Genomic DNA, 21,729 nt, shown 5'->3' on the forward strand with positions numbered 1-21,729 from the left:
GCCTATGCGCGGCGGTGGGCGTCCATTGCTGCAGCCCCGATCGGGAAGGAGATCGTCCATGGCGGCCAAGGCGCGGCAACAGACTGGAAATAAAGCAGAAGCCGACGCCGGCAAGACTGTAAAGACGCAAACGACGAAGGTCTCACGCAATCCGCAACGCACCCATGCCACAATCCTGGACGCGGCGACGGAAGAATTTGCCGCCCATGGTTTCGGCGGCGCTCGCATGGATGCGATCGCCGCACGGGCGCAGACCAACAAGCGGATGCTCTATCATTATTTCGGCGACAAGGAGGGGCTCTATCTCGCCGTGCTGGAGGCGAGCTATGCGACGATCCGTAATGCAGAAAAGCAGCTCGATCTCGCCCGTCGCCATCCGGAGGAGGGAATGCGCGAACTCGCCTTGTTCACATGGCGGCATTTTCTCGCGCATCCTGAGTTTCTGAGCCTGCTTGCCACCGAGAACCTACATCATGCGCATTATCTGCAGCGCTCCGACAAAGTGTCGGCCATGCATTCGCATCTGATCGACGAACTCGCGGACGTGCTGCGCCGTGGGGAGGTACTTGGTATTTTCCGGCCGGCGGTCGATCCCATATCCGTCTATCTCACGATCGCGGCACTCGGCTTTTTCTATCTGTCGAACCGCCATACGCTGTCGACAATTTTCGCGCGGAAGCTAACGTCGCCGGATGCGCTGAATGACTGGGGTGAGCATATCGTTGCCGTCACGCTCGCTTCAATCCGGGCGTAGGTGATCCTACCGTGATGGTTTGGAGAAATTTTCAAAAGGCGATTGACAAGGTTGACGGCAACGCGCGATCTTGTAACTATATGGTTACATTGCTTGGGTGACCAAGCATTTGCTTTTCCTGGTTCTGGAGGGAACCAGGCATGGAGGATAATCATGAAGCCTGTCGTATCGACATGATCCATCGCCTGCCACAAGGTGATGCGACCGGCTGACGGTACAACTGTTTCTGCAATGAACTGAATAGCCCCGCACCCCAGCCCTCTCCCCGCTGAAACGGGGAGAGGGGCGACAGAGCAAGCCGACTAGCTATCCCTATTTCGAGCTGGATATCGGCTGGAAGATTCCCTCTCCCCGCCCTGAGCTTGTCGAAGGGGCGGGGAGAGGGCTGGGGTGAGGGGCAATGCAACGCAATGCGTACACGAATAGACTTGCCTGACAATCACAGGAGCCGACCAGCATCATGATCGAACCATTGACCATCAGGCTTGTCGAGGCCGAGACATTTGAGCGTCCGGTCAAGCTGCGGCTGCCCTTCCGTTTCGGTGCAGCAACCTTGCGCGAGGCGCGGCAGATTTTTCTGCGCGTACGCATCGAGAATGCGCTAGGGCGCTCGGCCGAGGGGATGGCCGCCGAGTTGATGGTGCCGAAATGGTTCGACAAATCGCCCGAGCTTTCCAATGCCGACAATGAAAACCAGCTGCGGCGTTCGCTGGCTCTGGCGCTCGATTCGCTGAGAGGTGCGGGTGTGGGAACGGCTTTTGGCCTGCATGCCGCCGTCGAGGCCTCGCATCATGCGCAAGCGGCAGCCGAGAAGCTGAACGGGCTTGTCGCATCCTTCGGCCTGGCACTAGCCAACCGGGCTATTCTCGATGCACTCTGCCGGCTGGAAGGGCTGACCGTCGCGCAAGCGATCAAGGCGAACCGTCCCGCCATCGATGCTTCCACCGCGCACGATCTCTCGGGTTTCGATCTCTCAGGTTTCCTTGCGACTTTGCAGCCATCCGTAGGCCTTGCCGCCCGCCATACTGTCGGCCTGGTCGATGCCATCGTGCCCGATGATATTCCGGCAAGCGAGCGGCTGAACGACGGCCTGCCGGAAAGTTTCGAAGAGGCGATCGACGCCTATGGGCTGACGTTCTTCAAAGTGAAGGTGTCGGGCGTTCCCGATGCGGATATCGACCGCCTTTGCCGCGTCGCTGCCGTCATCGACGCCAAGGTGCCGAACTATTCGGTGACGCTCGACGGCAACGAACAATTTTCCTCCGCCGAAGCCGTTGCCGATCTGCTTTCCCGTGTGAAGGAGGAGCCGAGGCTTGCGCGTTTCGCCTCTTCGATCCTGTTCGTCGAGCAGCCGATCGCCCGCGCGCATGCCTTCGAGAAGCCGGTCAACGCGCTAGCCGCCTTCAGGCCGGTGGAGATCGATGAATCCGATGCCGGTATCGGTGCGTTCGTCACGGCGAGGCGACTCGGCTATACCGGCATATCCTCCAAATCCTGCAAGGGCTTCTATCGCTCGCTATTGAACCGGGCGCGTGTCGCCAAATGGAGCGCTGAGGACGGCATTCCCTATTTCATGTCGGCCGAGGATCTGACCACGCAGGGCGGCCTTGCCGTGCAGCAGGATCTGGCGCTCGCTTCCCTCATCGGCATGACACATATCGAACGCAACGGTCATCACTATGTCGACGGCATGGCTGGTGCGCCCGAGGCGGAGCAGGCAGCTTTCGCCGAGGCGCATTCCGATCTCTACCGCGTCAGCAATGACCGCACGCGGCTGCGGATCGAGGCGGGGCAACTCGCGATCAGCTCCGTTATCGGTGCTATCGGACTTGGTTCATCGGTGGAGCCGGATTGGACGGCGATGGAGAGGTCGCCGGCATAGGACGTTAGTCAGAGTAATGAGGGTCTGCGTTGGCGTCCTGCCCCCGTGCCTGGCCCCTTACCCTAGCCCTCTTCCCGCGCCCGGGGAGAGGGCTAGGGTAAGACATTCAAGTTCAGGACGCGGGTTGGGTGCTGATTTGGTGGGAAAGCCCTCTCTCCCCGCAAGCAGGGAGAGGGTCGGGTGAGGGGCACTTCGCTGAGGTAAGTTCAGGCCGCCCAGGCCTCATTATCGCTGTTCGCAGATTGTGGAGGAGCAGATGCAGCCATCGAAAAAACGTTACGCCCTCGTCGGCACTGGCCATCGTGGCACGACCATGTGGGGCAAGGATCTGGTCGAGCGTTGGAGCAACGAGGTCGAACTCGTGGCGGTGTGCGATCTCAATGCCATGCGCGCGAAGCGGGCGCTGCAGTATATCGGCGCATCGGTGCCCATCTATACCGACTTCGACGAGCTGCTGCGGACGGAAAAGCCGGATCTCGTCATCGTCTGCACCCGCGATTCCACCCATGACGACCTGATCGTCAAGGCGATGGAGGCGGGCGCCGATGTCATCAGCGAGAAGCCGATGACGACGACGGTCGAGAAGATCAAACGCATTCTCAATGCCGAGGCGCGCACCGGCAAACGGTTGGATATCTCCTTCAACTACCGCTTCGCGCCGACCGCTGCGAAGATCAAGGAGCTGATCAATTCCGACGTCGTCGGCAATGTCACCTCGGTCGACTTCCATTGGTATCTCGATACAAGCCATGGCGCCGATTACTTCCGCCGCTGGCATGCTTATGTCGAAAATTCCGGCAGTCTCTTCGTTCATAAGGCGACGCATCATTTCGACCTTCTGAACTGGTATCTGGATTCCGATCCGGAAACGGTCGCCGCTTTTGCCGATCTCAAGCATTATGGCCGCAAAGGCCCGTTCCGCGGCGAGCGCTGTCGCACCTGTCGTTACAAGGGCGAATGCGACTATTATCTCGACATCAGCGCGACGCCACTGCTCGAAAGTCTCTATGAGGATCCATCGACCGTCGACGGCTATGTGCGCGATGCCTGCGTCTTCCGCGAGGATATCGATATCCCCGATACGATGGTGGCATCCATCCGCTATCGCAACGGCATCAACGTCTCCTATTCCCTGAATACCTATATGCCGATCGAAGGTCATCACATCGCCTTCAACGGACACAAGGGGCGCATCGAGCTCCGGCAATATGAGAAGCAGAACTGGACGACACCGCCGGCCGACGAGATCGTCGTCATGAAGAATTCCGGCGATGTCGAGCGCATATGGGTGCCGCATTCGTCCGGCGGGCACTATGGCGGCGACGATCGACTGCGCAACATGCTGCTTCGCTCCGGCCCGAATGACGAACTCAAGCAGCGAGCAGGTTCGCGGGCAGGGGCGATGTCGGTTCTTTGTGGCATTGCCGCGCTGCAGAGCAGCCGCACCGGCCAGCAGGTGTCGGTCGCCGATATCTGGGGCGAAGATGGCGGTCTCAATCTGCTGGAGCCGCGGCCTTAGGGCCGCGGTATTGAGCTTTCGCGTTTCGAAATCAGCTGCAGCTCGGCAGCTGCTGCGCGTAAATTCGCGTCATGCCGTTGAAGCGTCTGGCCCCGGCAAGTGCGGTCGAATTGCCGCGCCACGATCCCTGTAAGTAGCCCTTCGGGCCTGAGTAATAAGCGAGATAGAGATCGTAGGAGTTATTCAGCGCAACGCCCGTCTGCAAATGCGTCTGGTAGTGATACCATCCGACAAAGTCGATGGCGTCGGCGAAGTTGGTACGGCTTGCCGTCCAGTTGCCGGTTTCGCGCTTGTACTTGTCCCAGGTGCCGTCGAGTGCCTGCGAATAGCCGTAAGCCGTCGTCGGACGCTTCCAGGGAATGAAGCCGAGCAAATAGCGCCGCGGCGGGCGGGCGCGCGGCCGGAAGCCGGATTCGGTATAGATCGTCGCCATCAGGATCGGCACCGGCACGCCGTATTTGCGTTCCGTGCGTTCGGCTGCGCGCTGCCAATTGTTGAACCAGCCATCGCGCTGGTCGAAGATCGCGCAGATGTTGCGGGTATGTCGGGGTGCGGTGGCGCAGCCCGCTAGCACGCCGAGCAGCATTACGGCCAGAATGGAAAGGACGCGGGTACGCATTGCTAGAACCTCTTCATTGCTGCGCCGTGCGTCTTTCAAAGGCACGAGATACGCAGCAACAACCTGCCGGCGTATGATCCTTTCCGAAAATTCGAGACCGAGCCTTTGGCGGACCTACGCTTATGAGATTGCTAGCGCGGAATGATTAAAAACGGGTTGTTTGCCTGTACCGAAATGGGGCGATTTCAGGGTGTTTTCATGGATTTGCTGCGCCGCATCATGCCATCAGTGCCATATCCTCGCGGCGGATTTCGTAGAGCAGCGGCTTGCCTTCGATGAAGCGGATGGCTTCATCGATCGCCATCTCACCGAGGCGGGTTCGCTCCAGCCCGACGGCACCGGCAATATGCGGTGTCAGGAAGACGTTCGGCAGCTCGTAAAACGCCGAGGTGGCCTCCGGAATTTCCGGGTCGGTGACGTCGATGATCGCGTCGATATGGCCGGTTTTCAGCACGGCGATCAGGGCCGCTTCATCGACCAGTGCGCCGCGTGCCGTATTGATGAACGTCGCCCCGTTCTTCATTAGCGAGAGTCGGCGAGCATCGATCATGTGCCGCGTCGCCGGCAGCGAAGGCGCATGCAGCGAGACGATATCGGCTAATACCATGAGTGCGTCCAGCTCGGTTTTCTCCACGCCCAGTGTGGCCGCCTCGGCGTCACCGATCATGGGGTCGTGGAGCAGGATTCGGTAGTCGAAGGGCGAAAGCAGCTCGATCACGCGCCTTCCTATGCGAGAAGCGCCGATGATGCCGATGGTGCGGCCGTAGTTGCCGATGGCCTCGGCGTGCATCGGTATCGTCCGATTGCGGTTGCGATCGGCAACGTAGAGATCACGAAACTGAAAGACCTTCTTACCGGCGAAGATGATGGCGGCCAGCGTGAATTCGGCGACCGGCAGCGCATTGGCTTGGGCGGCATGGCTCACCAGGACGCCGCGGTCGAAGAGGCTGTCCCCCAGCAGGCCCTTCACCGTACCGGCGGCGTGGACCACCAGCTTCAGATGCGGCGCCTGTGCGAGCGCAGCAACATCAATTGTCGGCGCTCCCCAGCCGGTGATTAGGATTTCGGTTTCCGAGAGCAGCTTGGCCGCACGTTCATCGTCGAAGCGCTGCATCGGTGCGGCATCGAGCACGCGGCCGACGGCATCGAGGCGCCGGATGAGTGCGTCCGGCAGCACATGCTGCGTGCGCGATGGCTGCATGGCGAGGGCGATGGCGGGGCGGCTGGAGGGGAATGGCCTCATGGCAGGCGACCCGGCGCCTCGATGGCGCTGACCATAATGCCCTTGTCCTTGACGAGTGTGCGCAGCGTATCGATATCGGGTTTGGCCGGCGGGTTGCTCCAGGCATACTGGACGGCGGATGGGTCTTTCGCCGCAAGCACGGCGGAGACGAGAATGGTCTCTCCAGCCTGAATCGTGCCCCGCAATTGCGGCACCAGCGTTTTGGAAACGATAAGATTGGTATTCGGCGGCGCTTTTTGCGCAACGCCTTCGCGTGCGATCGTCGAGCTGAGGTCGAGAATGCCGCTGAAATCCTCTTCGCCGATCGTATAGGCGGAGCCGGTCGCGGAGAAGAGCGTGTCGGCCTCGAAGTCGCGCCGTGCAATGGCAAAGCCACCTTCGGCCGTCTGCAGTGGCCGCGGCGTGGTGATCCTGTGCAGGCGGATGTGCCAGGGCGAGGCCGGCACCAACCATGTCTCTACCGTCACGTCCAGATAAGGGGACCATTTGGCGTAAAGCGTATACCCGGCGAGCTTCGCTTCTTCATTGGTCTCGCGTACGCGATAGTGCAGGCCGTCGTCACTGAAGGCGAGCATGCTGTCGAAGGCGCCGCCGGCAAAGATACGCTCGTCGCTCTCGACGCTGAAGCCGTAGCGGGCAGAATAGGCGAATTTCGAGTATTTCTCCGCGCCGAAGCGCATCTGCTGGTTTTCCTGGCCGGAGGAGAGTGCAACGACGTCATCCTTGCTGCGCATCAGGACCATGCCGGGATGTTTTTGCGGGATGATAGCCGGCTCACTCTCCGGTGGCTTTTCTTCTGCAGTCCAGAATGGATGTGTTTCGGGCAGCGCCAGCGGCAGGAAGGCCTTGAAGGCCCAATAGGGTGAGCCGGCAGAATTATAGTTCTCCGACATCAGCAGGTTGGGATAGGCAAAGCCGATCGGCAGAGTGCCGTCGCGGTGGGCAATCGGCTTGTCGGCCCACCAGCGCAGGTGTCGGAGGCACAGGCCCTTGATCTCGCCCCAAGGCAGCGCTTCTACATCGGCAAAGGCCAATGCCGACCAGAAGCCGGCGCAGGCGAAGCGATAGGTGAGGCTGCGGCCGAAAGGGATCGTGGCGCCATCGGGCGCGAACCAGTGACGGAAATCCTTGGCGAAGAGGACGGCACGCTCACGATAGTGCTTGGCGCGGTCGTCATTGACGAGCTTGGAATAGATCAGCCCGTAAAAGTGCATAGCGAAGGGAATATAGTGATCGATGCGGCGGACATTGCCGTCGCGATACCAACCATCGCCGATGTAGAAGCCGTCCAGCTCGTTCAGATAGGTTTCCGTCAGGCTGCGGTCGAAGGTGGCGCCGAGCCGGTCGAGTGCCACATCCACGAAGATGCGGAAGAATTTCCAATTGTTGTCGGCGTAGTCGAAGGTGCGGGCGTGCTTGAGGTAGGCAATCAGATTGTCGCGGGCGCGCCGATCGAGCGGCTCCCAGATCTTTTCGGGCACGAGCGCCAGCGCAAAGCTGAGGGCGGCCAGCTCGACCATGCGCTGATCGCGGCCGTTGACCGTGCCCCAATATTCCGGATGCTTCGGGTCGACGCCATTGGCGAGGCCCTCTGCGTAGCGATCCCAGTGACTGAAGTCGCCACCGCCGGCGCCGAGCGGAGCCAAGCCCCAGAGGGGGCGGGCGAAACCTTCGAGATCGGCGGCTGCGCGGTCGAAATGGGCGCCTGCACCATCGATGCGAACGCGTGCATTGCCTTCGGAAAAATAAGGCAGCAGCGGATCGAACAGGTCAGTCAGCGCGCGGCGCATGTCCGTAAGGGTCTTCAGCGGATTGCCGGCAAGCGGATTGGCGCTGACGGGGTCATAGATCATCGGTTCGGCCTTCTCGATCGTTTCCGCGGCGGGATTGCGCTTCAGGTTTCGGGTGGCAGCGTGCCGCCGGCGATCGGCGGAACGCCGTGGCAGATGTGGCGGGCCGGCGCATCGCGGTCGCGGAAGCGTGCGATCATCAGGCCGATGGCTTCCCGGCCAAGGGCTGCGCGGTCGACGCGCATGGTTGCCAGCCGGGGATTGGTCATCAGGGCACAGGGAAGATCATCGAAGCCGACGATGGCAAAATCCTCCGGCACCCGAAGGCCGGCTTCAACGACGGCGTCGAGCACGCCGACGGCGATGAAATCGTTCATGCAGAAGGCGGCGGTATAGCCTTCGCCTGCTGCAAGGATCTCGGCGGTTTTGTCATGAGCTTCCTGGCTGGAGCTACCGCGAAAATTCATCGGCACGATGCGGCCTTCAGCGCCTTCCACCGAAGCGATCGCCGCCTCAAAGCCGCGGATGCGCTCGCGGATCGTCTGGCGATGTGAGCCGGTCAAATGCAGGATGCGACGGTGACCGGCATCGAGCAGGCGTCGGGTTGCGTTATAGGCGCCAAAGAAATTCGAGGGTGAAACACCGTCGAAGCGCAGCTTCGGGTCTGTGCCGTTGACAAGCACAGTCGGGGTGCCGCTGGCGTCGAGCCACCGGCAGAGCTCTTCCGAGGGGTCGATGCCGACGAGGAAGAGGCCTTCGGCGCCGGCGGCCTGCAGATATTCCCTCACCAGTTCCGGTTCCGTCCTTGCCTCGCGGATGAGGCGGATGTCGAAGCGCATGCCGCGCTCGGCAGCGCCTGCGCGAAGGCCCTCCAGTATGCCTTCATAGAAGACGCTCAGGCCGCCGGTGACGCTGTCGCTGGCGATCAATGCCAGGCCGCCGGCCGCCGTCTCGGCTGCTGTCTTCAGCGGATAGCCGAGATCGCTCGCCACCTTGAAGATGTGCTGGCGGATCATCTCGCTGATGCCGGGTTCATTGGTGAGGACCCGCGATACCGTCGAGACGGAGACGCCGGCGGCAGTGGCGATGTCGGCCTGCCTGATGCGTTTGGAGCGTATATCGTTCATGCCGCAAACGCTATGCAAAATTATGCAAATTTGCAACAGAAAGATTTTTTATTGCACAGTGCAATGAAGTTGCATATCGTCGCACCGACTTGTCCGCTGAAGGCGTCGGGGAGATCGCTGCGGATGATACGCAAGAGAAGGAGGAATCTCATGCGCATGAATCGTCGTTCTTTCATGATCGGAGCTGCCGGAACCGCAGCTGGCCTTGCCGTCGGGGGAAGCGCAATGCCCGCCTTTGCCGATACGACGCAGCTCCGAGCCATGTGGTGGGGTTCGCCCGATCGCGGCAAGCGCACGGTCGCCGTTGCCGAGCTGTTCCATAGCAAGAACCCCGATCTGTCCGTCATCGGCGAGAGCATCAGCGGCGACGGCTATTGGGCGAAGCTTGCCACTGGCATGGCCAGCCAGAACATCGCCGATGTCTTCCAGCTCGAGCCAAGCACGATCTCCGACTATTCCAAGCGCGGCGCCTGCATGCCGCTCGACCACTTCGTACCTTCGACGCTGAATGTCGACAGTTTCGGCAAGGACGTGCTGAAGCTGACCACGATCGACGACAAGCTTTACGGCGTCGGTCTCGGGCTGAATTCCTTCGCAATGTTCTATGACGAGGAGATGTTCAAGAAGACCGGCCTGACGCCGCCGGGTCCGACAACCACATGGGCCGAATATGCCGATCTCGCGGTGGAAATGACCAAGGCTGCCGGTAAGCGCGGCTATTGGGGCGGCCCTTATGGCGCACGTTACAATTACGTGCTCGATGTCTGGCTGCGCCAGCGCGGCAAAAGCCTCTTTACGGAGGACGGCGGGCTCGGCTTCGGCGTCGATGATGCCAAGGAATGGTACAGCTACTGGGAAGACCTGCGCAAACGCGGCGGCACGGTCTCTGCCGATGTCCAGACGCTCGACCAGAACGTCATCGAGAGCAACTGCCTGGCGCTCGGCAAATCGGCCATCGGCATGGCCTATTCCAACCAGCTCGTTGGCTACCAGCTTGTCGTCAAAAGTAAGCTTGCCGTCACCATGCTGCCGCGCGAGAAGAAGGATGGTCCATCTGGCCACTACTATCGCCCGGCGCTGATCTGGAGCGTCGGCGCCACCAGCAAGAACGGCGAAGCGGCGGCGAAATTCATCAATTTCTTCGTTAACGATGTAGAGGCCGGCAAGATCCTCGGCGTCGAACGCGGCGTGCCGATGTCGCCCACCGTACGCGCCGCCATCCTGCCGACGCTCAATCCGGTGGAGCAGCAGACGGTGCACTATATCGAGCTGTTGAAAGATCAGGTCGGCACCTATCCCGTGCCGGCACCGCTCGGTTCGCAGGAATTCGACGTAAACGTCGCCCGCCCCGTCGCCGACCAGCTCGCCTTCGGAAAGATCACGGTTGCCGAGGCAGCGAAGCGGCTGGTGGAGGAAGGTGCGACGAAGCTGAAGCGGAAGGGTTGAGCGGAGTTTATCCGGGCTTTGTTATATGCCGCGCCGCCGTCACCCCCTCTGTCACTTCGTGACATCTCCCCACAAGGGGGAGATCGGTAACTCGCGGGCATGCCGTACCTCAAGGAAACATCGAATTCGCTCAAATTGCTGTTTATTGTTTTACGAGTGACAAGCGGCAAACTCCTAATAATCTCCCCCTTATGGGGGAGATGTCACGAAGTGACAGAGGGGGTGTCGCACTCTCCTCAAAGTCTGCCGTTACTTCCCATCCCAGGGCTTCAGTGCATCCTGCTTCATCCGGCGCTGTTCTTCCGGCGCGAGCTTGTAGTCACCCTTGTAGGGTGCGCTTTCGAACGAGCCATAGGTCGGGTTTGCGATGGCGATCCAGTCGTGGCCGAAATGCGCCTTGTTGGCCTCGAAGGCTTTCTGACGCTCTTCGACCGTACCCTTGTAGTCGTCGGTGAAGTCGCCGAAATTATCGCCGAACATCAGGAGAATGCGGTAGTTCTTGGCGATGAAGGCGCGGCGCGTGCCCTTGGCAGAACCCCAGTCCGGCTGTTCCTTGGCGCTCAGGAAAGTGTCGACATTGTCACCCATCGGAAAACCGAAGCGCTTCATTTCCTCGACGGTCGGGCCTTCCTCATCGGCAGTGCGGTTGGTGACGTAGAAGACCTTCACGCCTTTTGAAGCGGCATATTGGGTGAATTCCACCGCGCCGGGAATCGGCTTGTCCTGCTGGGCATTCACATATTGCGTCCAGGTTTCTGGCTTGAAGCTCGTACCCGCCGTGACGTTACGCGCCTGGTAGGGCGATGTATTGAGCACGGTGTCGTCGACATCGAGGATGATGGCCGGCGGAAAGTCCTGGAAATTACCTGTTTGCTCGACCGGAGCTGCGGTCCAGTTCTTGTCGGCCAGCGCTTCATCGAGCCTGATACGGCCGAGCGCATAGGCACCCAGCGCGTTGGCCTGCGCCTCCACCGAGGTCTGGTCCCAAAGAACGGCATTGAGATTGTCGTCGGGCGATGGCGCCGGCAGATCGGCGGCCAAAGCCGGCAAGGCGGACGCAAGGCCAATGGCGGTGATGAGCGTCCTGCGCCCAAAATATCCGTTTCTCACGCTGTTCTCCTTGTGCAGAAATCCATGAAATATATCAATGGGTTCTGATGTATGTCGACATCATGATCCGGATAGGGATAGTTCGTGCTCGCGGGAAATGTGTCAAGCCTGTGACAGTCATCGCAGCGTTATTTTTGCAAGACCAAACGAAAAATGCCGGAGCTCTTTCGAGCCCCGGCATCCACTATAGCATCATGAACCCGATTTATTTCTTCGCGTCGGCCCAGCTCTTGACCAGCTCGTCGTAGTTGACGGTGATCGGCTTTTCCTTCTCGTTGGCGACCTTCAGCTGCGGAGCGAGATGACCGTTCTTCACGGCATCGGCGTTCCAGTAGGCAAGATCGTGCTCTTCAGCGAGTTTCGGACCGATATCGCCCTGAACGCCCGCGCGTTCGATGCGCTGCATCACCTTTTCCTGATCGGCGCAGAGCGCATCCATGGCTCCTTGCGCATCCTTGGCACCCGATGCGGCATCGCCGATCGCCTGCCACCAGAGCTGCGCGAGCTTCGGATAGTCAGGAACGTTCGTGCCGGTCGGCGACCATTGCACGCGGGCTGGCGAGCGATAGAACTCGATCAGGCCGCCGAGTTCCGGCGCACGCTTGGTGAAGCTCTTGTCGCGGATGGTGGATTCGCGGATGAAGGTGAGGCCGACATGGCTTTTCTTCACATCCACCGTCTTCGAGGTTACGAACTGCGCATAGAGCCATGCGGCCTTGGCGCGGTCGACCGGGGTCGACTTCATCAGCGTCCAGGAACCGACGTCCTGATAGCCGAGCTTCATGCCGTCCTTCCAGTAGACGCCGTGCGGAGACGGCGCCATGCGCCACTTCGGCGTGCCATCCGAATTCATGACCGGCAGGCCAGGCTTGACCATATCGGCGGTGAAGGCCGTGTACCAGAAGATCTGCTGGGCGATATTGCCCTGTGACGGAACCGGACCGGATTCCGAGAAGGTCATGCCCTGCGCTTCCGCCGGAGCATAGGCCTTCAGCCAATCGAGATATTTCTGGATCGAATAGACGGCGGCCGGTCCGTTGGTGTCGCCGCCACGCGCGACGCAGGAGCCGACAGGACGCGAATTGGCATCGACCTTGATGCCCCATTCGTCAACCGGCAGACCGTTCGGCAGGCCCTTGTCGCCGTTGCCGGCCATGGAAAGCCAGGCGTCGGTGAAGCGCCAGCCGAGTGACGGGTCCTTCTTGCCGTAGTCCATATGGCCGAAGACCTTCTTGCCATCGACATCGCGGCCGGTGAAGAACTGGGCGATATCCTCATAGGCCGACCAGTTGACCGGTACGCCGAGCTCGTAACCGTATTTGGCCTTGAAGTCGGCCTTGTTCTTCGGGTCGTTGAACCAGTCGTAGCGGAACCAGTAGAGGTTGGCGAACTGCTGGTCGGGAAGCTGATAAAGCTTCTTGTCCGGAGCGGTGGTGAAGCTGGTGCCGATGAAATCGGCGACATCGAGATTGGGATTGGTGACGTCCTTGCCCTCGTCCGCCATCCAATCTGTCAGATTGCGCACCTGCTTGTAGCGCCAATGAGTGCCGATCAGGTCGGAATCGTTGACCCAGCCGTCATAGAGGTTCTGGCCGGTCTGCATCTGTGTCTGGATCTTTTCGACAACGTCGCCTTCCTGGATGACGTCGTGGGTGACCTTGATGCCAGTGATGGCGGTAAAGGCGGGTGCCAGAACCTGCGATTCATACTGGTGGGTCGTCAGCGTTTCCGAAACGACCTTGATTTCCATGCCCTGGAAAGGCTTGGCTGCATCGACGAACCATTGCATTTCCTTTTCCTGGTCGGCGCGCGAGAGTGTCGAAAGATCGCCGATCTCCTTGTCCAGGAACGCTTTGGCTTCGTTCATGCCGGCGTTGGCCGTGCCGGCCAGGGCCAGCAGGGCGACAGCCGTCGTCGTCAAGAGATGTCTTCGCATATATTCCTCCCTACAGGTTGCGAGTGCATTTCGGGACGGCCGGACCGCCGGCCGCCTTATCGGTTTGCTTCAGACCAGACGGAAGACGCCGACGGCGTAGACCACGGAAAGAGCAAGAGCCCACCAGAGGCTGGGGCCTCCCAGGCCCAGCCAAGCGAGATGGATGAAGGCGGCGCCGAGCAGCGAGATGAACAGCCGATCGCCGCGTGTCGTTTCGAAGCGCAGGATGCCGAGACGCGGATTGCCGCCCGGCGAAAAATATTCCCAGACCGCCATGCCGATCAGCAAGAGCAGGATCGTCGCAAAGAACAGCACCGTCGGCAGCGTCCAGGCCATCCAGGAAAAGTCTGTATTCATGGCGGTTTTCCTTCAGACGCGGCCGAGCGCGAAGCCCTTGGCGATGTAGTTGCGGACGAAATAGATGACGAGCGCACCGGGAACCAAGGTCAGCACGCCGGCGGCGGCAAGCAGGCCCCAGTCCATGCCGGCGGCGGAGACCGTGCGTGTCATGATGGCGGCGATCGGCTTGGCATCAGTCGTGGTCAAGGTGCGGGCGATCAGCAGTTCCACCCAGGAGAACATGAAGCAGAAGAAGGCGGCGACGCCGATACCGCTTGCGATCAGCGGAATGAAGATCTTGATGAAGAAGCGCGGGAATGAATAGCCATCGATATAAGCGGTTTCATCGATCTCCTTCGGCACGCCGGACATGAAGCCTTCGAGAATCCAGACCGCCAGCGGCACGTTGAACAGGCAGTGCGCCAGCGCCACGGCGATATGGGTGTCGATCAGGCCGAAGGCCGAATAGAGCTGGAAGAAGGGGAGCGCGAAGACCGCCGGCGGCGCCATGCGGTTGGTCAGCAGCCAGAAGAAGACATGCTTGTCGCCGAGGAAGCGGTAGCGAGAGAAAGCGTAGGCGGCGGGAAGCGCACAGGCAACCGAGATCACCATGTTCATGACGACGTAGGTGATCGAGTTGATGTAGCCCCTGTACCAGGACGGATCGGTGAAAATGATCGCGTAGTTGCGCAGCGTCGGCTGATGCGGATAGAGCGTCAGGCCGCTGACAATTTCCTCATTGGTCTTGAAGCTCATATTGACGAGCCAATAGATCGGCAGCAGCAGGAAGACGATATAGAGCGTCGGCACCAGCCAGGACCAGCGCCCTTTCTCGACTTGGCGGCGGCTGACCCGCGCGCCCGTCGCCGTAACGGCATTTGCGGCGGCATCGGAAGCGGCCATCTTGTGCATCGCGGCGGCATCGGCCGTGGTGGATAGAGGTTTGCCGCTCATCGGCTCGCTCCTGCATCGTAATTGGTCATGACGGTGTAGAAGACCCAGGAGAGCAGCAGCACGATCAGGAAGTAGATCAGCGACATGGCTGCTGCCGGGCCGAGGTCGAACTGGCCGAGCGCCACCTTCACGAGATCGATCGACAGGAAGGTCGTGGAATTGCCTGGGCCGCCGCCTGTCACGACGAAGGGTTCGGTATAGATCATGAAGCTATCCATGAAGCGTAGCAGCACGGCGATCAGCAGGACGCGGTTCATCTTCGGCAGCTGGATATAGCGGAAGACGGACCAGCGCGAGGCGCCGTCGATCTTGGCGGCCTGGTAGAAGGCGTCGGGAATGGAGGCGAGGCCGGCATAGCAGAGCAGCACGACGAGGCTCGTCCAATGCCAGACGTCCATGATGATGATCGTCGCCCAGGCGTCCGCCGGATCGGAGACATAGTTGTAGTCGATGCCGAGATTGACCAGCACATAGCCCATCAAGCCAATATCGCTGCGGCCGAAGACCTGCCAGATCGTGCCGACGACGTTCCACGGGATCAGCAGCGGCAAGGCCATCAGCACCAGGCAGACGGGAACGCCGATGCCTTTCTTCGGCATGTTAAGCGCGATGAAGATGCCGAGCGGCACCTCGATCGCCAGGATGACGAAGGAGAAGATCAGGTTGCGGATCATCGAATCCCAGAAACGCCCGGAATGGAGAATCTCTTCGAACCACTGCGTGCCCGCCCAGAAGAAGACGTTGTTGCCGAACGTGTCCTGTACCGAATAGTTCACGACGGTCATCAGCGGAATGACGGCGGAAAAGCCGACGAGCAGCAGAACCGGAATGAGCATGAACCAGGCTTTGTTGTTCCAGGTCTTGTCCATCGTCAGGCTCCCATCTCGATGCGCCAGGAGTCGGCGTAGATATTGATGCCGGCCGGATCGAAGGCGATGTGCGGCTCGGCCGGCACCACCTGGTCTTCGCCGATGACGGCGACGATCTCCTGGCCGTCGAGCTTGGCGCGGACCACCTTGCGGCGGCCGAGATCCTCGACCTTGGTGACGGTGGCGGGCATGCCCTCGCGGCCGATGCGGACGAATTCGGGGCGGATGCCGAGTTCGGAACGGCCGGTCCGCTTTTCCCTGGGCGCGCCGGGCAGCGCGATCGTGCGGTTGCCGATGCGCGCGCTGCTGCCTTCGATTTCGACAGGCATGACGTTCATGCCGGGCGAACCGATGAAATAACCGACGAAAGTGTGGCGCGGGCGCTCGAAAAGGTCGTTCGGCGTGCCGATCTGCACCACTTCGCCATTGTACATGACAACCACCTTGTCGGCGAAGGTCAGCGCCTCCGTCTGGTCGTGGGTGACATAGACCATGGTGAAGCCGAAGCGGCGGTGGAGTTGCTTCAGCTGCGAGCGCAGTACCCACTTCATATGCGGGTCGATGACGGTTAGAGGCTCATCGAACAGGATGGCATTGACGTCCGAGCGCACGAGACCGCGGCCGAGCGAAATCTTCTGCTTGGCATCGGCCGTCAAGCCGCGGGCCTTGCGATGGGCACTGTCGGAAAGGCCGATCATCTCGATGATCTCATCGACCTTGCGCTTGACCTCGCCTTCCGGAACGTGCCGGTTGCGCAGCGGGAAGGCGAGATTGTCGTAGACGGTCATCGTGTCGTAGACGACCGGGAACTGGAAGACCTGGGCGATGTTGCGCTCCTGGGTCGACAGCCGGGTCACGTCCTTGCCGTCGAAGAGGATGCGGCCCTCGGAGGCCTGCACCAGACCGGAAACGATGTTGAGAAGCGTGGTCTTGCCGCAGCCGGAGGGGCCGAGCAGTGCATAGGCGCTGCCGTCTTCCCAGCTGTGATTGACCTCCTTCAACGCGTAATCGGCGTCGGATTTGGGATGGTCGTTGTAAGCGTGCCTGATGTGGTCAAGGTCGATGCGGGCCATTGTCTCTCCTCAGGCGGCTTGTTGCAGGGCGGGAGTGACGGCGGTGCCTTCGGTGTCGAAGACCATGATGTGGCGCGGATCGATGTAGACATCGATCGCATCGTCGACATCGATATCCTGCACGCCCTGGGTCAGCATCACCCAGCGCTGACCGGCAAAATCGATATGGATGAAGCTCTCCGAGCCGGTGATCTCGGTCACCATGACCCGTGCCGGGGCGGCGACAGCCTCTGGCGTCTGCGGCGCGAGCGCGAGATGATGCGGCTGGAAAGCGATCGTGTAGCGGCCATCCGGCCGATCCTCTAAGCCCCTCGGTACGGGCAGGCGAATATCGCTGTCGAGCACGAATTCCCTGCCGCGCTTATCGAGCGCGATGGTGTTCAGCGGCGGATCGGCAAAGGTCGTGGCGGTAATCAGGTCGCGAGGATTACGGAAGACATCGATCGTCGGCCCGAATTGCGTGATGCGGCCTTCCGCCAGGGTTGCGGTATTGCCGCCGAGGAGCAGGGCTTCGGAAGGTTCGGTGGTGGCATAAACGAAAATCGCGCCGGATTCGGCAAAGATCTTCGGCAGTTCGGCGCGCAGTTCCTCGCGCAGCTTGTAGTCGAGATTGGCGAGCGGCTCGTCGAGCAGCACCAACCCCGCATTCTTGACGATGGCGCGGGCGAGCGCCGTGCGCTGCTGCTGACCGCCGGACAGGCTCAAGGGGAGGCGGTCGAGAAAGGGGCCGAGACGCAGAAGATCGGCTGCCTTCTTCACTTCCTTGTCGATGCTCGCAGCACTTTTGCCGCTCAGCCGCATCGGTGAGGCGATATTGTCGTAGACGGTCATGGCGGGATAATTGATGAATTGCTGGTAGACCATCGCGACGTTGCGGCGCTGCACCGGCTGGCCGGTGACGTCGGCGCCGTCGACATGGATCGTTCCTGTGGTCGGCTTGTCGAGCCCGGCCATCAGCCGCATTAGCGACGTCTTGCCCGACAGAGTCGGTCCCAGCAGCACATTCAACGTGCCGCGCTGCAGCGTCAGGTTCGTTTCTGCGATATGCGTCTCGCCGCCGACCGACTTCGATACGCCTCTAAGTTCAAGCACGATAAATTCCTTCCATGCGTCGCATATCGATGCTGCCGCGAGGATCGCGAAGAGACTGATCCGTCCGGAAATGCCATCGCCGGGCGGTGTCTGTTGCTGAGATTATGGTTGTCGGGAGGTGGATTGTGCCGAGCTGTCTGCGGAAATATCGCGCCGGCGAGAGTTGCACCGCACGATGTCAGTGGCAGTGCGGCCGACGCCGCAAACCATGCCGTTTTCCGTTTTGATCTGATTTTCGGACAATTATTCCTCCCTTTGTTTCGATTTGCATCCCTCACGCGAAAACCGAAACAAGAATGACGATAAATGAAGATAAAGGAATGTCAAACGAAAACTGGTCGCGTTTCAGTTTCGCATCATAAATCTCGTTGGAGGTCTATTTTAGGGATAGATAACAAAACCGTTAACCGATTGATCGGCATTGGAAATGAAGCCCGACGAGCCTTTCGTCGCGGCCCTGCCGTTCGCGCCAGTCGAGGCGCATGACTGCTCCTCGGCGTCAGCGGCGCGTACGATCTGGCTCTGAGTTAGCCGCTGGATGCGAGACTGACAAATTGGAATGTCTGGGAATGGGCTGGAAAGAAGGCCTTAAAGAAGAAATGCCGCACGGTATTTTCGCGGACGATTATCGCGGCGCTTGTCCGGTCTGCTCCGACTGCGGTTTGCTCGAAGCAATGAGGCTGTAGCCGGCCGAGCCTCATAAGGATGATTGCGAAAGGCCGCCCCTCAAATGAATATGAGGAGCGGTTTTTTCGAAAGAGGTAGGGCTCAGCGTGCCGCCCAATTGGCGCCGCGGCGGAAGATGGTTTTCATCTGCGGCACATCGAATTCCTTGGCCTGGTGACCGAGCGAGGAATAGAAGACGCGGCCCTTGCCGTATTTGCGCTTCCAGGCGACGGGCATGACGACGCCGTCGATCCAGTAGGCATGGTCGCCGGTGAAAGTCGTGGTCGCCAGCACCTCGTTCGACGGATCGACATGCATGTAATATTGCTCCGACGTGTAGGGGAAATCGGTGATCCCCTCCATGATCGGATCGTCCGGGCGGGTGATATTGACCGTATAGTCGATGATATTGCCGGGATGGGCGACCCACTGGCCGCCGATGATGAACTGATATTCGACGCTTTCGCGGAAACTATCGCCAGCGCCGCCATGATAGCCGGCTATGCCGACACCGCTTTCGATCGCATCGGCGAGGTTCTTAACCTCTTCCTTCTCGATCTTCGACATGGTGACGATCGGCACGATCAGGCTGAGATCGTGGATCGAGGGGTCGGCGAAGGCCTCGGTGCTGTTTTCGAGATAGACCTTGAAGCCGTCCTCCTGCAGCATGTCGCGGATGATATGGGCGCATTCCTGCGGTTCGTGGCCGCTCCAGCCGCCCCAGACGATAAGTGCTTCACGCATGGTATTCCTCCTGAAATTGTGCTGTTAGCGGCCGATCTGTCCATCCACCAGGGATTCGGACAGAGGAGCGGGACGCTCCGTTTGCGTCGTGATGGTGACCGTACGACCCGTATCGGAAGCCGTCTGGAATGCTTCCATAACCTCGAGCACATGCAGCGCCAGGCTGCCATTGGCCCGGTGCGGACGGTTCGAGCGAATGGCATGCGCCATGTCGGCGACGCCGAGCGAGCGGTAATTGCCATCGGCATAGGGCGCGGTGATCTCGCGCTCGGCAAATTCGCCGCCCTTCTTCAAGAATTCCACCGGGCCGCCGAACCGGTTCGGATCAGGCACGATCAGCGTGCCTTCGGTGCCGTAAACTTCGAGCGGTACATGCTTGTGGCCGGCGACATCGAAGCTCATGCCGATCTGGACGACCGCGCCATTGGCAAAGGCCATGACACCGGCAACATGCGTCGGTACATGCACGGGGATGCGCTCGCCATTACGGGGTTCGCTGGTGATGATGCGCTCCTTACGCGGCGTCACCGCAAAGCCGGCGACCTGCGAGACCGGGCCGAGCAGATTAACGAGATCGGTGATGTAATAGGGACCCATATCGAGCATCGGGCCGCCGCCGACCTCATAATAGAAAGCTGGATTCGGATGCCAGCGTTCGTGCCCCGGGCACATGAAGGTGGCGGTGCCGCCGACCGGGATGCCGATCGCGCCCTCGTCGATGATGGCACGCGCCGTCTGGTGGCCGCCGCCGAGGAAGGTGTCGGGCGCAGCGCCGATCCGCAGCCCCTTGGCGGCAGCAGCATCCGCAAGCGTCTTGCCCTCGGCGAAATTGATGCCGAGCGGCTTTTCCGAATAGGTGTGCTTGCCGGCATCGAGCGCCTGCAGACCGACGGCGACATGCGCCTTCGGAATGGTCAGGTTGACGATGATCTCGATCGACGGGTCCGCCAGCAAGGCGGCTATGTCGACCGCCTTCAGGCCGAATTCGGCGGCTTTCGCCTCGGCGAGCTCGCGATTGAGGTCGGCGACACCTTTGATGTCGAGGATGGGAAAGGATTTCATGGCGGTGAGATAGGCGCCGGAAATATTTCCGCAGCCGATGATGCCGATGCCGACCTTGTTCATAGATTCCTCCAGATGAATTATCTTTGCTGTCCTGCAAAATCACAGGGCCGGTGCCGGCCCCGTCGTTCCCCAGGGCGATTCGTAGAGTTCGCGCAGTGCCACGACGGCGGCGCCCTGCGCCCAGGTCTCATCGGTGGACTGGTCGAAAACGAGTTCGGTCACGCCCCTGATCGATGGCGGGATGGCCAGCGAATAGGCCCCCCGCAGGCTGTCGAGGAAGGGCTGGCCGAGCGCCAGGCTCGAACCCACAAGAATGACGCGTGGCGGGGCAAACAGCGTGACGATATTGGCGAGTGCCATGCCGCAGGCCTCGCCAGCGCGGATGGCCGCGCTGATCAACGTGTTATCCTCGGCGTCTATCAGCGTCTTGGCATGTGCCATTCCGCGTCCGAGGCGGATGGCTTCGGCAAAACGGCCGCTCGGCTGATCGCCGAGAATGGCGCTTTCGCCGGCAAGGCTTGCCAGACGAATGATGCCCTGCGGTCCCATGCCGAGAACGAGATCGCCGAGATTATGGCTGAGGCCGCCGGCGCCGCGAAAGAGTTGGCCGCCATGCAGCACGCCAAGCCCCAGCGTCTGTTCCAGCGACACCAGTACCATATCGTCCAGATCCCTGGCCTTGCCGAACCAGTGATGCGCCAGCGTGATGGCATGCGCATCGCTTTCGACGATGGTGGTCACGCCCAGGCGCTCCGACATCTCCTTGGCGAAATCGACGCCCGTCTCGCGGAAGATCGGGCTGGTGCGGACATGGCCGGTGCGGTGCTCGATGACGCCGGGCAGGCCGAGGCAGACGGAATCGATCTCATCGAGGGCTAGGTTGGCATCGACGACGCAGCGACGCACGCCATCCTCAATCAAATCTGCAATGACGCCGATCGGCTGTCGGTCGACGCGTAGCGCCAGCGTCAGCGTCGACAGAACCTCGCCGCGAAAGTCCGTCACGACGAAGACCATGCGGTTGGCGGCGATTTTCGCACCGACGACGCGCGCGGCATCCGGATTGAGCTCCAGCATGACGCGGGGCCGGCCGCGGGCTGCAGCCTCACGCAGGTCGCCTTCGGTGCGGGCCAGGATCAGCCCGTCATCCAGCAGCGACGCGGTGATCGCCGAAACTGTGGTCGTCGAAAGCTGGGTGCGGTCACTGATTTCGATGCGTGCGATGGAGCCCGCCCGCCGGATCGTATCCAGCACATTGAAGCGGTTTATCGCCCGCATAAGCTCGGGATCTGCTGTTTTCATGAAATTGGCGCCGAATGACGAACCCGCTCGGCTGCGGCCTGGTATTTTTAACGGGGTGCGAATTAAATAACCTATGGCCTTTGCCCAATGTCAAGCCATTTTACGGGCAATCTGCCGAAAATTTAGCGACGGCGGTTGACATTTCAGCAAAGCTCCGTTGAATTATTCCGCATAAGGGAAAAAATATTGAGGCTCTTTG

The 21,729-nt window shown here is 60.6% G+C and carries 18 protein-coding genes; 4 read left to right on the forward strand and 14 right to left on the reverse strand.

The window, feature by feature from the left end; genetic code table 11:
* Nucleotides 1-58 precede the first annotated feature (58 nt).
* The 3 genes from PH552_RS09480 to PH552_RS09490 all read left to right on the forward strand — a co-directional run bounded on the left by PH552_RS09480 (nucleotide 59) and on the right by PH552_RS09490 (nucleotide 4,155).
* Complete coding sequence (locus PH552_RS09480; protein ID WP_113249631.1) at nucleotides 59-754, forward strand: TetR/AcrR family transcriptional regulator; 696 nt, start codon at nucleotides 59-61, stop codon at nucleotides 752-754.
* 460 nt (nucleotides 755-1,214) lie between these two features.
* Entirely contained in the window at nucleotides 1,215-2,636 is a 1,422-nt protein-coding gene (locus PH552_RS09485; RefSeq protein WP_113249695.1) for an enolase-like domain-containing protein, read from the forward strand.
* Between the two features lie 256 nt (nucleotides 2,637-2,892).
* Nucleotides 2,893-4,155, forward strand: a complete 1,263-nt coding sequence (locus tag PH552_RS09490; RefSeq protein WP_113249694.1) for a Gfo/Idh/MocA family protein — start codon at nucleotides 2,893-2,895, stop codon at nucleotides 4,153-4,155.
* Between the two features lie 31 nt (nucleotides 4,156-4,186).
* On the opposite strand, the gene PH552_RS09495 is transcribed toward PH552_RS09490, so the two are convergent.
* From PH552_RS09495 to PH552_RS09510, 4 genes are all read right to left on the reverse strand, one after another.
* Nucleotides 4,187-4,774 (reverse strand): transglycosylase SLT domain-containing protein, encoded by a 588-nt coding sequence (locus PH552_RS09495; protein WP_112341537.1) that lies wholly within the window; start codon nucleotides 4,772-4,774, stop codon nucleotides 4,187-4,189.
* Between the two features lie 217 nt (nucleotides 4,775-4,991).
* Nucleotides 4,992-6,017: a hydroxyacid dehydrogenase gene (locus PH552_RS09500; RefSeq protein ID WP_113249693.1), complete on the reverse strand. Its 1,026-nt coding sequence runs from the start codon at nucleotides 6,015-6,017 to the stop codon at nucleotides 4,992-4,994.
* Complete coding sequence (locus PH552_RS09505) at nucleotides 6,014-7,870, reverse strand: DUF2264 domain-containing protein (protein ID WP_113249692.1); 1,857 nt, start codon at nucleotides 7,868-7,870, stop codon at nucleotides 6,014-6,016. The genes PH552_RS09500 and PH552_RS09505 overlap by 4 nt, the downstream gene beginning before the upstream one ends.
* Nucleotides 7,871-7,911: 41 nt before the next feature.
* The gene (locus PH552_RS09510; RefSeq protein WP_113249691.1) at nucleotides 7,912-8,934 is read right to left on the reverse strand and encodes a LacI family DNA-binding transcriptional regulator; all 1,023 of its coding nucleotides are present in this window, start codon (nucleotides 8,932-8,934) and stop codon (nucleotides 7,912-7,914) included.
* A 150-nt stretch (nucleotides 8,935-9,084) separates the two neighbouring features.
* Here PH552_RS09510 and PH552_RS09515 point away from each other — a divergent pair, with 150 nt between their 5' ends.
* A complete protein-coding gene (locus PH552_RS09515; protein ID WP_113249690.1) occupies nucleotides 9,085-10,380 on the forward strand; it encodes an ABC transporter substrate-binding protein in 1,296 nt (431 codons plus the stop codon).
* 249 nt (nucleotides 10,381-10,629) lie between these two features.
* Here PH552_RS09515 and PH552_RS09520 read toward each other — a convergent pair whose 3' ends face one another.
* The 10 genes from PH552_RS09520 to PH552_RS09565 all read right to left on the reverse strand — a co-directional run bounded on the left by PH552_RS09520 (nucleotide 10,630) and on the right by PH552_RS09565 (nucleotide 21,530).
* Entirely contained in the window at nucleotides 10,630-11,490 is an 861-nt protein-coding gene (locus PH552_RS09520) for a 5'-nucleotidase, lipoprotein e(P4) family (protein ID WP_112341530.1), read from the reverse strand.
* A gap of 205 nt (nucleotides 11,491-11,695) precedes the next feature.
* A complete protein-coding gene (locus PH552_RS09525; RefSeq protein ID WP_113249689.1) occupies nucleotides 11,696-13,426 on the reverse strand; it encodes an ABC transporter substrate-binding protein in 1,731 nt (576 codons plus the stop codon).
* Nucleotides 13,427-13,495: 69 nt separating this feature from the next.
* Nucleotides 13,496-13,783, reverse strand: coding sequence for a DUF2160 domain-containing protein (locus tag PH552_RS09530; protein ID WP_112341527.1), 288 nt, complete (start codon nucleotides 13,781-13,783; stop codon nucleotides 13,496-13,498).
* Between the two features lie 12 nt (nucleotides 13,784-13,795).
* Nucleotides 13,796-14,668, reverse strand: coding sequence for a carbohydrate ABC transporter permease (locus PH552_RS09535; RefSeq protein ID WP_245430301.1), 873 nt, complete (start codon nucleotides 14,666-14,668; stop codon nucleotides 13,796-13,798).
* Nucleotides 14,669-14,715: 47 nt separating this feature from the next.
* Nucleotides 14,716-15,588 (reverse strand): carbohydrate ABC transporter permease, encoded by an 873-nt coding sequence (locus PH552_RS09540; protein ID WP_112341526.1) that lies wholly within the window; start codon nucleotides 15,586-15,588, stop codon nucleotides 14,716-14,718.
* A gap of 2 nt (nucleotides 15,589-15,590) precedes the next feature.
* Nucleotides 15,591-16,661, reverse strand: a complete 1,071-nt coding sequence (locus PH552_RS09545; protein ID WP_113249688.1) for an ABC transporter ATP-binding protein — start codon at nucleotides 16,659-16,661, stop codon at nucleotides 15,591-15,593.
* Between the two features lie 9 nt (nucleotides 16,662-16,670).
* Nucleotides 16,671-17,753, reverse strand: a complete 1,083-nt coding sequence (locus PH552_RS09550) for an ABC transporter ATP-binding protein (protein ID WP_113249687.1) — start codon at nucleotides 17,751-17,753, stop codon at nucleotides 16,671-16,673.
* A gap of 768 nt (nucleotides 17,754-18,521) precedes the next feature.
* Nucleotides 18,522-19,163: a ThuA domain-containing protein gene (locus PH552_RS09555; protein WP_112341522.1), complete on the reverse strand. Its 642-nt coding sequence runs from the start codon at nucleotides 19,161-19,163 to the stop codon at nucleotides 18,522-18,524.
* A 24-nt stretch (nucleotides 19,164-19,187) separates the two neighbouring features.
* Nucleotides 19,188-20,288 (reverse strand): Gfo/Idh/MocA family protein, encoded by a 1,101-nt coding sequence (locus PH552_RS09560; protein WP_112341520.1) that lies wholly within the window; start codon nucleotides 20,286-20,288, stop codon nucleotides 19,188-19,190.
* Nucleotides 20,289-20,327: 39 nt separating this feature from the next.
* Nucleotides 20,328-21,530, reverse strand: a complete 1,203-nt coding sequence (locus PH552_RS09565) for an ROK family transcriptional regulator (RefSeq protein ID WP_113249685.1) — start codon at nucleotides 21,528-21,530, stop codon at nucleotides 20,328-20,330.
* Nucleotides 21,531-21,729 lie beyond the last annotated feature (199 nt).

Source organism: Rhizobium aureum (assembly GCF_030182495.1).
GTDB classification, from domain to species: domain Bacteria; phylum Pseudomonadota; class Alphaproteobacteria; order Rhizobiales; family Rhizobiaceae; genus Rhizobium; species Rhizobium tropici_C.

What these genes read in the sequence shown, in the direction of transcription:
- PH552_RS09480 (WP_113249631.1), top strand. Translation starts at nt 59, where the DNA reads ATGGCGGCCAAGGCGCGGCAACAGACTGGAAATAAAGCAGAAGCCGAC.
- PH552_RS09485 (WP_113249695.1), top strand. Translation starts at nt 1,215, where the DNA reads ATGATCGAACCATTGACCATCAGGCTTGTCGAGGCCGAGACATTTGAG.
- PH552_RS09490 (WP_113249694.1), top strand. Translation starts at nt 2,893, where the DNA reads ATGCAGCCATCGAAAAAACGTTACGCCCTCGTCGGCACTGGCCATCGT.
- PH552_RS09495 (WP_112341537.1), bottom strand. Translation starts at nt 4,774, where the DNA reads ATGCGTACCCGCGTCCTTTCCATTCTGGCCGTAATGCTGCTCGGCGTG.
- PH552_RS09500 (WP_113249693.1), bottom strand. Translation starts at nt 6,017, where the DNA reads ATGAGGCCATTCCCCTCCAGCCGCCCCGCCATCGCCCTCGCCATGCAG.
- PH552_RS09505 (WP_113249692.1), bottom strand. Translation starts at nt 7,870, where the DNA reads ATGATCTATGACCCCGTCAGCGCCAATCCGCTTGCCGGCAATCCGCTG.
- PH552_RS09510 (WP_113249691.1), bottom strand. Translation starts at nt 8,934, where the DNA reads ATGAACGATATACGCTCCAAACGCATCAGGCAGGCCGACATCGCCACT.
- PH552_RS09515 (WP_113249690.1), top strand. Translation starts at nt 9,085, where the DNA reads ATGCGCATGAATCGTCGTTCTTTCATGATCGGAGCTGCCGGAACCGCA.
- PH552_RS09525 (WP_113249689.1), bottom strand. Translation starts at nt 13,426, where the DNA reads ATGCGAAGACATCTCTTGACGACGACGGCTGTCGCCCTGCTGGCCCTG.
- PH552_RS09530 (WP_112341527.1), bottom strand. Translation starts at nt 13,783, where the DNA reads ATGAATACAGACTTTTCCTGGATGGCCTGGACGCTGCCGACGGTGCTG.
- PH552_RS09535 (WP_245430301.1), bottom strand. Translation starts at nt 14,668, where the DNA reads ATGGCCGCTTCCGATGCCGCCGCAAATGCCGTTACGGCGACGGGCGCG.
- PH552_RS09540 (WP_112341526.1), bottom strand. Translation starts at nt 15,588, where the DNA reads ATGGACAAGACCTGGAACAACAAAGCCTGGTTCATGCTCATTCCGGTT.
- PH552_RS09545 (WP_113249688.1), bottom strand. Translation starts at nt 16,661, where the DNA reads ATGGCCCGCATCGACCTTGACCACATCAGGCACGCTTACAACGACCAT.
- PH552_RS09555 (WP_112341522.1), bottom strand. Translation starts at nt 19,163, where the DNA reads ATGCGTGAAGCACTTATCGTCTGGGGCGGCTGGAGCGGCCACGAACCG.
- PH552_RS09560 (WP_112341520.1), bottom strand. Translation starts at nt 20,288, where the DNA reads ATGAACAAGGTCGGCATCGGCATCATCGGCTGCGGAAATATTTCCGGC.
- PH552_RS09565 (WP_113249685.1), bottom strand. Translation starts at nt 21,530, where the DNA reads ATGAAAACAGCAGATCCCGAGCTTATGCGGGCGATAAACCGCTTCAAT.